The sequence below is a fragment of the Paraburkholderia sediminicola genome, from assembly GCF_046026895.1.
In the GTDB taxonomy this organism is placed as follows: domain Bacteria; phylum Pseudomonadota; class Gammaproteobacteria; order Burkholderiales; family Burkholderiaceae; genus Paraburkholderia; species Paraburkholderia sediminicola_C.
Map to the genome: position 1 here is coordinate 24,237 of NZ_JAQQEU010000039.1, position 12,195 is coordinate 36,431.

At 62.4% G+C, this 12,195-nt stretch carries 12 protein-coding genes; 3 read left to right on the plus strand and 9 right to left on the minus strand.

Going from position 1 to position 12,195, the window contains the following annotated elements; genetic code table 11:
• Nucleotides 1–2: 2 nt before the first annotated feature.
• The 3 genes from PQR02_RS24705 to PQR02_RS24715 all read right to left on the minus strand — a co-directional run bounded on the left by PQR02_RS24705 (nucleotide 3) and on the right by PQR02_RS24715 (nucleotide 3,139).
• The gene (locus PQR02_RS24705; protein WP_408237210.1) at nucleotides 3–440 is read right to left on the minus strand and encodes an arsenate reductase/protein-tyrosine-phosphatase family protein; all 438 of its coding nucleotides are present in this window, start codon (nucleotides 438–440) and stop codon (nucleotides 3–5) included.
• Complete coding sequence (locus PQR02_RS24710) at nucleotides 437–1,522, minus strand: polysaccharide biosynthesis/export family protein (RefSeq protein WP_459252052.1); 1,086 nt, start codon at nucleotides 1,520–1,522, stop codon at nucleotides 437–439. Before PQR02_RS24710 ends, PQR02_RS24705 begins: the two co-directional genes overlap by 4 nt.
• A 213-nt stretch (nucleotides 1,523–1,735) precedes the next feature.
• Entirely contained in the window at nucleotides 1,736–3,139 is a 1,404-nt protein-coding gene (locus tag PQR02_RS24715; protein WP_408237216.1) for an undecaprenyl-phosphate glucose phosphotransferase, read from the minus strand.
• A gap of 671 nt (nucleotides 3,140–3,810) precedes the next feature.
• Between PQR02_RS24715 and PQR02_RS24720 the strand changes: the two genes are divergently transcribed.
• Both PQR02_RS24720 and PQR02_RS24725 read left to right on the plus strand, forming a co-directional pair.
• A complete protein-coding gene (locus PQR02_RS24720; protein WP_408237219.1) occupies nucleotides 3,811–4,272 on the plus strand; it encodes a hypothetical protein in 462 nt (153 codons plus the stop codon).
• 140 nt (nucleotides 4,273–4,412) lie between these two features.
• Nucleotides 4,413–5,153 (plus strand): DUF2968 domain-containing protein, encoded by a 741-nt coding sequence (locus PQR02_RS24725; RefSeq protein WP_408237222.1) that lies wholly within the window; start codon nucleotides 4,413–4,415, stop codon nucleotides 5,151–5,153.
• 396 nt (nucleotides 5,154–5,549) lie between these two features.
• Here PQR02_RS24725 and PQR02_RS24730 read toward each other — a convergent pair whose 3' ends face one another.
• From PQR02_RS24730 to PQR02_RS24740, 3 genes are all read right to left on the minus strand, one after another.
• A complete protein-coding gene (locus tag PQR02_RS24730) occupies nucleotides 5,550–5,942 on the minus strand; it encodes a copper resistance CopC family protein (protein ID WP_408237225.1) in 393 nt (130 codons plus the stop codon).
• Nucleotides 5,943–5,957: 15 nt separating this feature from the next.
• Nucleotides 5,958–6,851 carry a hypothetical protein gene (locus PQR02_RS24735; protein ID WP_408237228.1) on the minus strand — a complete coding sequence of 298 codons (894 nt, stop codon included), beginning with the start codon at nucleotides 6,849–6,851 and terminating at the stop codon, nucleotides 5,958–5,960.
• 106 nt (nucleotides 6,852–6,957) lie between these two features.
• Nucleotides 6,958–7,374, minus strand: coding sequence for a DUF2946 domain-containing protein (locus tag PQR02_RS24740; protein ID WP_408237324.1), 417 nt, complete (start codon nucleotides 7,372–7,374; stop codon nucleotides 6,958–6,960).
• Between the two features lie 210 nt (nucleotides 7,375–7,584).
• Here PQR02_RS24740 and PQR02_RS24745 point away from each other — a divergent pair, with 210 nt between their 5' ends.
• Nucleotides 7,585–8,937 carry a TAXI family TRAP transporter solute-binding subunit gene (locus PQR02_RS24745; protein ID WP_408237231.1) on the plus strand — a complete coding sequence of 451 codons (1,353 nt, stop codon included), beginning with the start codon at nucleotides 7,585–7,587 and terminating at the stop codon, nucleotides 8,935–8,937.
• A gap of 16 nt (nucleotides 8,938–8,953) precedes the next feature.
• Here PQR02_RS24745 and PQR02_RS24750 read toward each other — a convergent pair whose 3' ends face one another.
• The 3 genes from PQR02_RS24750 to PQR02_RS24760 all read right to left on the minus strand — a co-directional run bounded on the left by PQR02_RS24750 (nucleotide 8,954) and on the right by PQR02_RS24760 (nucleotide 11,973).
• The gene (locus PQR02_RS24750; protein WP_408237234.1) at nucleotides 8,954–9,727 is read right to left on the minus strand and encodes a ProQ/FinO family protein; all 774 of its coding nucleotides are present in this window, start codon (nucleotides 9,725–9,727) and stop codon (nucleotides 8,954–8,956) included.
• A gap of 222 nt (nucleotides 9,728–9,949) precedes the next feature.
• On the minus strand, nucleotides 9,950–11,314 hold the full coding sequence (locus PQR02_RS24755; protein WP_408237237.1) for a sensor histidine kinase: 1,365 nt from the start codon (nucleotides 11,312–11,314) through the stop codon (nucleotides 9,950–9,952).
• Nucleotides 11,314–11,973, minus strand: a complete 660-nt coding sequence (locus PQR02_RS24760) for a response regulator (protein ID WP_408237240.1) — start codon at nucleotides 11,971–11,973, stop codon at nucleotides 11,314–11,316. The genes PQR02_RS24755 and PQR02_RS24760 overlap by 1 nt, the downstream gene beginning before the upstream one ends.
• Nucleotides 11,974–12,195 lie beyond the last annotated feature (222 nt).

Sequence of the window (12,195 nt, forward strand, 5' to 3'; positions counted from 1 at the left end):
CACTAAGAAAGTCGCTGGACGATAGGGAGCCAGTGCGAAACACCTTGCTCAATCTGCGCCAGCGCTAGTTCGAAAAAGAAAGAACCGCGTCGATACGGGTCGACGATGTCGAGATGGTCATGTTCGGCAAGGCGATATACCTTTCCCCTGGCGAACGAGTACAGGGCTTTTATCCTTTCACGCTGGGTCGCTGTCATCGTCAGGACCAACTGGGCCTCACGTAGATGAGCCGCAGTCAAAGGCGTCGTCACATGCTCCCCGATGTCGAGGCTGCGCTGCTTCATCAGTTCGATCGCTGCCGGGTCCGCACCGCGGTCAACTGGGGCATGCGTGCCCGCAGAGGTCACACCGACCTTGGGCAAGGCTTTCGCAAGCAGGGCTGCCGCCATCGGACTACGGCAGATATTCCCCTCACAGACGACGAGAATGCGGTCGATCATTTGGCGACGACAGCACCCGTCAGACCTGCATTAACCAAGGGCAGCAGTTGACTCAGCACGCGACTGAAACGTGCGAGGCCGGTGCTATCCACATACACGATATCTTTCGGCTGCAGTTCGAACTGGTTCGCAAGCACCATCGATACTGGCGAACTTCCGTCGAGGTGATAAACCCTCGGTGTCCGCTCTCCATCGCCACGTATTACATACATTTGCGATGCGTTAGCGGTCGTGGCGTTCACACTGCCAGCCTGTGATAGTGCGTCGCTCAATGTCAGCTTTCCTGTGCTTTGCGGCACTGCGGTAACGGGGCGGGTGAGCTCGCCCATCACGAATACGCCGTTTTCGTCACGCGGCGTGACGCGCAACAGATCACCGTCCTTCAGGACGATTCTTGACGGATCCAGCCCGCGATCGAGCAGTTCCGGCAAATCAACCTGATACCTCACGTGCTTGCGAGTCAGCACCATCCGACTCTGGTCCGCGGCCGGTGTGAAGCCCCCGGCGCGTGTAATGGCTTCATAGAGCGTCATGGGAATATCGTTGATCGGCTGCACACCTGGTGTGTGCACCTCCCCGTCGACGTACACCTTCCTGGACCGAAACGATGCGATACGTATCGTTATCTGAGGGTTCTGATATACGCGTGCCAGCCTGCGTGCAAGGTTGGCCTGCAACTCGTCAGGTCGAAGGCCGGCCGCGTGCAGCACGCCCGCATACGGAAATGAGATGGAGCCAGTCTGGTCGATAATGAAACCGGCCGGCGCGTCGGCTGGCCGCATTTGAGGCTGGCTTTGCGCGCCTTGCGCCGCAGCAAGCTCCGGGTGATCCCAGACGGTGATGCTCAATACGTCGCCCACGCCAAGCGTATAGGGCTCGGGAGCCGAAAACAGCATTGATCCATCGGCCACACTTCGTGCCGCGGCCTCCTTGCGCATCTCCTGAATCAATGCAAGGTTGATATCACTGATGGGCACGGCAAGCGCGTCAGACGGCTCCCGCCCCCCTCCTTCCGCTACCGGTAAGTTCGGATGCTCATTCATACGCATGCCGGGCGCGACCGCGCATGCGGACAGCAGCATGACCGACGCTACTACCAGAAACCCCAGACGACCGACCGTCCGCACAAAAACCGCTGCTAACATCCTGTTCAACCTGTTCCCGAATTCGTCGTGTCGCACGCCTCGTTCAATGCACTGGCGAGCGACGCCTGTTTAATGCCTATTTGTCAATTTACGTTAGTAGACCGAGTCATTGACCAGGAGCGAGCTCCTTTCCATCCCCCAGCCCATCGATCAATACGCATTCCGGTGAACCATACCCTTCGTCACCGTCGCAATGACGATGCGCATATCCAATCCGAACGACCAGTTCTTCATGTAGTACAGATCGTGCTCAACCCGGCACTGCATCTTCTCGATCTGATCTGTCTCGCCCCGGAAGCCGTTGATCTGTGCCCACCCGGTGATACCCGGTTTGACGCGATAGCGATGGATATAACCGGCAACGCTTTTCTGATACTGATCGTCGTGCTCAAGAGCATGTGGACGTGGCCCGACAACCGACATCTCGCCGCGCAAAACATTCAGGAACTGCGGTAACTCGTCCAGACTCGTGCGGCGCAAAAAACTCCCCACACGCGTCACTCGCGGATCTTTTCTCGCCGCCTGGCGCACCACGCCGGCCTGCGCGACCTGCGCACGCATCGTGCGAAACTTGAATATCCGAAATACCTTGCCGTCCACGCCCTTGCGCCGCTGAGTGAACAGTACCGGCCCCTCCGAGGAGAGCTTGACTGCCACGGCAATCACAACCAGAAGAGGTACCAATGCAACCAGCGCAATTGCTGCAAACAGCCGGTCAAAAATCGCTTTCCGCAAGAGGTCGAACGACGAGATCGGGGACGCCATCAAATTGATCGCGGGCGCTCCCAGCAGATCGGTCATCTGGCCTCCGAACATCGCGAGGCTGCGCACGTCCGGGATAAAGCGCACATTGACAAGGTCGCCCTTGAATTCTTCAAGGATTCGCAGCAGCGTGGACTCCTCGGACATCGGCAATGCCACCCATACTTCACGCACATCTGTCTTGCGAACGCGCTCTGCGAAAGTTGCGAGATCTCGATAGTCCGGCAAATCATCGTGAATTGATTGCTCAAGCGGTTGCGTGTTGAAAATCGCAACCGCGCGAAATCCGGAGTCCGGCAGCTCAGCAATCTTGCGGACCAGTCGAGCACAATGTCGGCCCGCGCCAACTACCGCTACTTCACGCAAGTCGTGTCCGGCCTGACGCAACTTCCCCAGTACAGCATGCACGGTCAGTCGAAAGACCATCAGGGCAACCGCTGCGCCGATAACCCAGCACAGCCACCACATCCGCGAGACGGACATGGTCAGGCGAAATGCGAACATCGCTGCGAGTGCACAGAGCTGGGCGGCCGCCCATGCAAACCCGAGATAACTTGCCATGCGCGGTTTCGAACGACCTCGCCACGAACGATAGACACCAAACAGCGGGAACAGGATGAGACTGAAAACGATCGAGAAGGCAACCAGCGCGCCCCTCACAACCAGCTCCCTGACATCGTCGGATAGCAGAAGTGATGTAGCAATGGCGGTCGAACCTATCAGTAGAACGTCCGCCAATCGGACCAACAACTCGCCCAACTCCCGCGCATTTTCATTTCGCGATACGCCCAAGATTGGAGACCTATTCCTTCGACGGTTAATTGCGGGCAATCGTATTGGACGCTCGCGAAAACTCGTTCCGTCGCGCATCTAACTCGATGCCAGACTCGCTTCCACTCAACGCCGGACTGCGCGGCTCCCTGACTCAGCACTGCGGCTTCGATACAAGCCAATATTCCTGCGGTCGAATTGCGGCTGACCTGACTCAACAACTTAATGCTGGCGAATTGTGGTCCCGGGAGTTCGATCGCTCAATAGAACGAGTTCGGAAACGCGATGTGAGTGTGCGTGACGTGTCAAAATCCGAGTTTCGAGCCGGAGGTGCCGCTTTAGGGAAACCCGGACTTCTTTTGAACAAAGCCGCGTTTGAATAGATTGCCCTGGCCGTCAAACACAGAGTCTTCGCGACTGAGACTTGTCTTATGGTGAAGAATCTCCTGCCTGCATACAATTCACCGCGGTCCTTGACGGGAAACAAGCCATGTCGCTCCAATGACCGTCGCAACCGAATGAGTGCCGCCCTTGCAAAACATGGGCGTGTCGCACGTGAATCTGAACGTTTTTCTCCGAGAGATCAGACTGTGATCTGTAATGTTGGGCAAGATCAGAACCGGTTTTCCGCCAGTCGCCTCATGGCGCATCCTCCGGCAACTCGCCGGCAACTTCATCATGCCGAGTGAGGAATGAGCAGCCCATACGAGGTGAAATACATGGCCCCGCTCGCTGGAGGCTGGAACCGCGATCCCCATTCGTCGACCGAAACAGCAGACGACGTTCTATCCATGCTCTCACGGCTGAAAGACAATGCGACCTCGCTGGAGTCGCACGCTAGCGAGCTTGAGACCGAGCTAAAGCGTGTCCATCTCGAACGAGCGGTTTTGGGCAAGAAGCTGCGGGTGTTGTCGGAACTGATCAAGGATGTCGAAGCACTCCGCGCGCAACCCGCGGCCGCGCAGCAAATGACGGCGCCTTCCGCGGAAGGGAGGGTCGAGCCCGTCCGGCAACGGTCACGCCTGAAACGCATCCTGTCCGTAGTGTCGCTTGTTGTCGTTGCGCTGGCGATTGCTTTCGTCGTTCTGGAAAGAACGGGTCAAATCCCGTCCCATATCACCTGCGCATGGGTTGCGTGCAACGGACACGTCTGACCTTGACGCGACCGCTGCACTGAACGCAGCGCGCGAGGAAGACCAACACGTCCCTGTGGACGGCGGCGGCGACAGCGTCAAGCGAGAAGGTGGCAATAGCGGTGGCGCACCGTCGCGGGACCCCGCCTTAAAGAAATGTCATGAAAAGTATCCTGGAACTATATAGCACATGGCTTGACCATAATTCGCCGGAAAGCTTGGCGGTCGCACACGACGACGACGGCTCTCCCACGCGAACAGAGCCACCCAGGCCAGAAGACGGCGAAACCGCCTCTCTTTCCGCACAGCCGTCGACAGTCGAACCCGCCCGAGCCGTAGTTCCCCCGTCTCCAGTCAGCGTCACGCCAGACAGCAAAAGCCGGAACGTCGAATCGGGGGACATATCGGCAATCAGGCAACTGATCGAGATGAAGGCGCTCACTTCCTTCCAGCTGCTTCGGTGTTTTGACTATTCAGCCAACCTGTTCTTTCACGAGGACGAGCTGACGTACTATGTCACGCTCCATCAAGATACCGCGCTATCCCGCGCGCTGAAGACCATCGACCTCGCCTCCGCCGAAAGCGCTTTTCACACCTTCGAGCAGCAGGTGAAGCGTCTGGCCGCAAGAGTGGCACGCCGCGTTCAGCTCGAAGCGGACAACAGACGTCTGGCGCGGCTTGTTGCCCAATCGGAAGCCGAGTTCGAGCGTTTGCGCGAAAATCTGCGGGAAGAATCGGAGCAGGCGAGATCCATGACCGCCCGGGAGCGTCAGGTACGCAAGGATGTGACCCAACTGGAAGTGCAACGCGTTGCAACGCAAGCTTATCTCGGCAGAATGGGGCGTGAGATTCAGCGCCTGACCTTGATCAGCAAAGAACGCCTGCCGCGACTATCCAGTTAGCGCTCGTCGGGTATGGGCCGGCCCGCTATCTGCAGCCCGCGGCCGGGCTCGCGGCAGTCGTCGCACCGCGGCGTCCAGGCAGCGACGGCGAACCCGGCTTTCGCGTGAGCGTTTTCAGCCCGGAGCAGTGGTGGACCGTTTCGTAGCTGACGGTAACCTCGCCCTTGAACAGCAACTCTTCGATATCAGCAGGCGTCTCAGCAGCGTAACAGTGCCGTGTGAAATGCTGTTCTGTTCAATCGATAAGGTATGCAGATCTATAAATAAATTCTCGGCCACGCCACCTGTTTGCAAGAGCACCGCGGTGCCGTTCGATCAGGCACCGCTGCAAACCGCCCTCCTTGATCAGGCCCACACTTCGGCGAGCGGTCCACACAACCCCCTTACGGTCTCACGCTACTTCACATCAAATCCGTAATCGCCATGCGTGCGGTGCCCGTCCGAAGCCACAGCCACCCAATGCACCGTATAGTGACCGGCCGCGAGCGACGGCAACGGCAGGGTCATCGTGGTGGGCTCATGCGGATCGACCGAGGCCTTTTGCGTGGTGACCTGTTTGCCGCTCGCGTCGGTCACCATCAGCGAACTAAAGGCCGGTTCGAGCGGCCCGTCGAAGATCACGCGCACTTGCGGAGGCGACGCCACCGTCTTGCCCGCGCCCGGCTCCTGCTTCTGTGGAAACACATGGGCGAAGGCGGCACTCGCGAGCACGAGACCGGCGGCAAGCGCCGTCAGTTTCGCGGCCACGCGCAAGCCCACGCTTTCAGATCTGTCCAGCACGTTGTTCATCATCTCTCTCCTGCTTTACGGAAACAGCGGTTTGCCGAGCGTGGTCGGGGCAACATCGTCGAAGAAAATATGCGCCTGCACCAGAATGCCGACGTGCGAGCCGCTCGCACGATTAATCGGTATTTGCGCCTCGACACCGAACTGCCCATAGCGATTGATCCAGATGAAGCCCGGATTGACCGTACCGGTCGTTTGCCCCTGACTCCTCGATAGCGGAATCTCCACCAGCGGAATCAGGTTCGCGAACGGCTGCGGCAGACCGGCGTCGTGCACGTGCTGCTGCAGATACGGCAGGCTGTATTGCACCGTGAAGCCGTAGTTGAACGCGTTCGGTTGACCCGCGCCGGTGGTCAGCGCGGGGCCCGCTTCGGCGGTGATCGCAACGGGCCGCAGATAAGCGAGCGAGTCCGGCAGATCGCCCATGCCCTTGCCGACGTACACGGTCGACGAGATTGCCGAAAAGTTATCGGCGATGGCGCGGCTGCCGGTGCCGCCGAGTTCCGCGCTCACGCCGATCGAGGTCATGAATTCGTGCGTGTCGTTGACGTACAGCAGATACTTCAGGCCGACGCCGAAATTGTCGAAGCCGCGCGCGCTCGGATTGTTCTGCATCACGTAGCTGCCGTCGACGGACACCGCGAGGCGCGGCGTGATCAGCTTGTCGTATTCGAAGCTGAAGGTGTTGATGCTCTGGTCGCCGTCATCGCCGGGTACGCGCTGATGGCCGTACTCGAAGTTGGCTTCGTCGCCGACGCCGGGGTCGTCGACCGCCATCGTCGCCGGGAAGACACGGTCGCCCGCAATCGCGTGCGCACTGACGAGCGACGGGGTACAGAGCACGAGGCTCGCGGCGGCGGCGAGCGGCGCTGCGCGCAGCGGCCGGCCGCCGCGCGTTGATGAGGTTGGCATGGTTCATCCTGTTTGATAGGTCGTGACGATACCGGCACGTACGCTCGAATGCGCACGCGGCGGCTGGCGCGATGCGGTTCAACGCGTCGCGCCCCGATGACACGAATCAGGATGCAAATGGTGGCGCGCGGGGCTGCGCGAAGGTGAGCGGTTCGACGCGGCGCACGCTCTCGAAGCGGGTCGCGACGGCGTGCTCGCGGGCCCGGACGGCGACGAGAAATAGCGCCTCGACGCTCGGCATGGCGGGCAGATGGGCCAGCAGGCTGCAATAGCCGCAGGCGTCGCCGTCGGACATCTGGGCATGCTTGCCGGCGGAATTGTCGGGCGCGGCGGGTGTCTGCGGTGCTTCGTCCGGCATTGATGACATCTCGTCCATCGACGCCATCGAGCAATGCTCTTCCGACATCGCGTCGTGATCCGCGCGCGCGGCGAGCGTATGCGAAATCGTCGGCGCGAGCGTGGCCATCAGGATCGCGAACAATCCTAGCCAACTGCCGATCTTCCGTTGGAAACGACTCAAGATGCGCCCGTCGATGCGATGAGAAGCTGTGGCGGATTATGCCACGCCCATTCACGCATGCCAGTCAAATGGATGCGGGTGCTGCGACACATGGACCCACCACGCGGCGCAGCGATTACTTCGCCCTGCCGGGTCAATAGAGCAAACTGCCGACGGCAGACTCGCCGCGTACAGTAGACAATGCAGCATCCCGGCTTGCGGCACGGAGTCCCCATGAAAGCGCAGCGTCAGCGTCCTCCGCAATTCCCCGCCGGCCCCACGCATGCCGAATGGCGCGATCACACACTGCCTTATGTCACCGTGGCCATGCTGGTGGTGCTGGTGCTCACGCTGCTCGTATGGATGGTCGATCCGGCGCCGCCGAAAACCATCACGATGAGCGCCGGCCCGCGCGACAGCTCGTTTCTCATTACCGCGAATCAGTACCGGAAAATCCTCGCGCGCAACGGCATCCGGCTGAACGTGCTGGAGTCCGACGGGTCGGAGCAGAATCTGCAGCGTCTGCTGGACCCGAAGCAGCACGTCGATATTGCGCTGGTTCAAGGCGGTCTAACCGACGGACTCGACACCTCGTCGCTGATGTCGCTCGGCAGCGTTTTCTATGTGCCGGTGGTGGTGTTTTATCGGGGCACGGGCGTGACCCAGCTTTCACAACTGGAGGGCAGGCGGATCGCCATTGGCCGCGAAGGCAGCGGCACGCGCCGGCTCGCGCTCAAGCTGCTGGACGCGAACGGCATCGAGCCGGGCGGCAATACGGTGCTGATGCCGAGCGACGGCCTGCAGGCCGCGACCCAACTGGTCGCGGGCGAGGTGGATGCGGCGATTCTGAGCGGCGACTCGGCCACGCGTGGTCTGATGCTCCGTCTGCTCAGGGTACCCGGCATCTCGGTGATCAATTTCGAGGAGGCGAGCGCCTATACGCGCCTCTTTCCGTATCTGGACCGGATCGACCTGCCGCCCGGCGTGCTGGATCTGAAGCACAGGATTCCGCCCGAAACGGTGCATCTGATCAGCCCCACGGTCGAACTGGTCGCGCGCACCAACCTGCATCCGGCGATCTCCGATCTGCTGATCGAAGCGGCGCAGGAAGTGCACGGGATGCCGGGTCTGTTGCAGCACGCGGGGCAGTTTCCGAATCCGGTGGCTCACGAATATCAGATCAGTGAGGACGCGCAGCGCTACTACAAGTCCGGCAAGAGTTTTCTCTACCGCACACTGCCGTTCTGGCTGGCGAGCATCGGCGACCGTACGCTCGTGCTGTTGCTGCCCGTGGCCGTGCTGCTGTTTCCGACCATGCGCCTGATTCCCGCGCTATATCGCTGGCGGATACGTTCGCGGATCTATCGTTACTACGGTTCGCTGATTGCGATCGAACGCGACGCGCTCGCCCATTCCACCGGCGAAGAGCGCAAGCAGCTCTTGGCGCAACTGGATGAGATCGAGGCGTCGTTGAATGGGCTGCGCATGCCGCTCGCTTATGCCGACGCGTTCTACGTGCTGCGCGAACACGTCGGCTTCGTGCGCAGCCGGCTGACGGCTGCGGAGCGGCAAAGCGGCACCCCGTAGCGGGGTGGCGGGGAAGTCAGGCTGACGGAGTGACCGGCGAAGCTGCCGGTTCCGCCACCGCTGCGCTGTTTGCGGACGGTTCCGTCGAACTGGCCTGAGGCTTGCTGGCGGATTCGTCCGGCGCGATTGTCGAAAGCTCCCGTGCGTCGGCTGCATCAGCCGCTGCCATCGGTGCTTCGGCCGCCGCCGGCGCATCCGCTGCCGCTTCGGCCGCCGGCGCATCCGTTGCCACTACCGGCGCTTTCGGCGCGCCCTTGCTCGCGCGGTGCGCTTGCAGGCGCTGCGCGCCCGCCGCTTCCTGCGCGGTGACCTTGCCTGCCTCGGCGCCCGTCACATCGACCCGCGCCGCGCCTTCGACGAGACACTTCCAGTAGCGGCTGCCACGGCACCACGTCTTGATCGCGTCGCGCAGTTCGGCTTCGCTCAGCGACAGCTCCTTCGCGTGCGCAACGAGGTCTTCGAAGATGCCGATCTTCAACGGCAGCTTCGGCGCGGGATTCTTCGGAAACGCGATCGGAAAGCGCTTCTGCAGCCGTCCGATCGACTTGACGACCGGGTCCACCGGCCTGGCATCCGGCGCCGGCCGGCCTTGCGCGGCGGCCGCCGGCTCATCGCGGCGCGGCGCGGCATTGTTGCGGGCAGGCTTCGCGCCCGGCCTGGAACCAGCCTTGGATGCAGGCTTTGAAGCAGACTTGGATGCCGGTCTGGCACCGGACTTGGCGGCAGGCGCAGCTTCGGCGCGTGCAGCGGCCAGTTGCTTCTTCAGTTCAGCGAGTTGTTCGAAACCCATAGCGCACAATCGGTCGAGAAAGACAGGATTGTAGCAGCGTGTGGAAACGCGCTCATGACAACGCTGCGAACCCGGTTTCGCACGCGCTGCAACTGCGCGCCGCGCGGGCCGGCAGACGGTGTTCCCGCCCGCTGCGCCGCGCGTGCACGCTGGATAATCCGCAGACAAATCCCTTGTGCCTCCGCACAGCCTGCATCCCGCGCAAACCTGCCCGCCACGGCCTCAGGTTCTAACCGGCACGGGCACCTCGGCAGCGAGCGCCTGCAAACCGGACACCGCGACGCACAAGCCGGGCCGCCCCTCGTTATCGCGCAGCGACAGTCCAAGCTGATGCCGCTCGGCGATCCGCGACACGATTGCGAGCCCGAGCCCGCTGCCCTCGCCGCGCGCGTCCTCGCCGCGATAGAAGCGGTCGAACACGCGCTCCATTTCGGCCTCCGGGATGCCCGAGCCGCTATCGACGACCTCGAATGCGACCCGCTCGCCGGCGCGCTTGAGGATCACGTCGACGCGACCGCCGCGCGGCGTATGCCGGATCGAATTATTGATCAGATTTCCTAACAGAACGCTCATCCCATGGGGTTCGGCCAGCACCATGTAGGCGTCGCTGGGCGTGCGCGCGCCTTCGCATTCGAGGCCGAGATCGATCTCCTTCGTCTCCGCCAGCAGCGACAGATCGCCGACCGCCTGCTCGCCGATCCGCCGTAGACTCACCGGCACCATCGACGTGACCGGATGTGCGTCTTCGCGCGCCAGCGTCAACAACTGCTGCACCAGGTGAATGATCCGGTTCACGCGCCCCTCGACGCGCTCGAGCGTCTGCCCCTCGCCCTTCAGCGAGCCGTCGCGCGAGGCCGCCTGCAGTTGCAGCTTCAGCGCGGCGAGCGGCGAGCGCAGTTCGTGCGCGGCATCGGCGATGAACGTGCGCTGCGCCTGCGAGGCCGTGTGCAGCCGTTGCAGCAGATCGTTCAGCGCCTGCACCAGCGGCTTGATTTCGACCGGCACGCTGCCGTCCAGGCGCAGCGGCTCGAGCGAGTCGATCGAGCGGGTCGACAGTGCGCGCGACAGGCCGCCGATCGGCCCAAGCCCGCGCGCGACCACCAGCAGCACCAGCACGATCGTCACCGGCACCAGCAGGGCCAGCGGCCACAGCGTGTGCAGCGCCAGCTTCAGCGCGAGGTCCTCGCGCACCGAGACGGGTTGCGCCACCTGCACATAACGGTCTTTCTGGTCCACCCCGAATGTGCGCCAGTGATAGTCGCCGCGCTCGACCGTGTTGAAGCCTTCCGGCAAGCGCGCCAGCACCGGCGCATGCACCGAGTGATAGATCAGCTCGCCGCCGCGGTCCCAGATGCCGATGACGATGCGGTCGTCGGCAAGGTCGCCGAGGTCGGGGTCGCGATGTTCGCCGTCGCCCACGCCGGTCAGGTTCGACGGCATCGACAACGCGACCGTGCGCAGTTCATAGTCGAACAGCTCGCTGGCTTCCTCGCGCGCCGTGTGGAAGATGCCGAACCCTGCCACGGCCGCCGCCGCCGCCATGCCGAAGATCAGCCAGCCCAGCAGCCAGCGGCGAATCGACGTCATCAGCACCTCTTCAGACGGTAGCCCACGCCGCGCACGGTCACCACCTGCTCCGCGCCGATCTTGCGCCGCAAGCTGTGCACGTGGACCTCGATCGTGTTGCTGCCCACTTCCTCCCCCCAGCCGTACAGCTTCTCTTCGAGCTCGGCCTTGGTGAACACGCGCGTGGGCTCTTCGATCAGCGCCTGCAGCAGCGCGAACTCGCGCGGCACGAGCGGCAGGGGCGCGCCGTCCTTGGTGACTTCGTGCGCGGCGGGATCGAGCGTGAGTTCGCCGTGCGCGTACACCGGCTGCTTCTGGCCGGTGCGCCGGCGCAGCAGCGCGCGCACGCGCGCGGCCAGTTCGTCGAGATCGAATGGCTTGATCAGGTAGTCGTCGGCGCCGGCGTCGAGACCACGAATCCGTTCGTCGACGGCGTCGCGCGCGGTCAGAATGATGACCGGCGCGGCGCCGCCGTTCTTGCGGTACGCGTTGAGCACTTCGATGCCGTCCTTCTTCGGCAAGCCGAGATCGAGCAGCACGAGATCGTACACGCCGTTACCCAGCGACAGCTCGGCCGCGCGGCCGTCGGCGGCCCAATCGATCGCGTAGCCGGAGCGGCGCATCGCGCCCAGCACGGTTTCCGCAATCATCTCGTCGTCTTCGACCAGTAACAGGCGCATGCCCTCTTCTCCGTCCAGTTTGGACCGCACATTGTCCGGGCCGCTAGCTTAACGCTTGCTTATGGCTTCCTTAAGGCGGCCTGACGGCTACCTGACGCTCAAGGGATCGCCAGCGATCCCGACCGCCTGCTGAAAGCGAACTTAAGCGTGACTTAAGCGCTTCCTCCGCAAACTCGCCCCACTTCGCCGCATCCGCTCGCGGTGCAGCAATTCTTCCTCTTG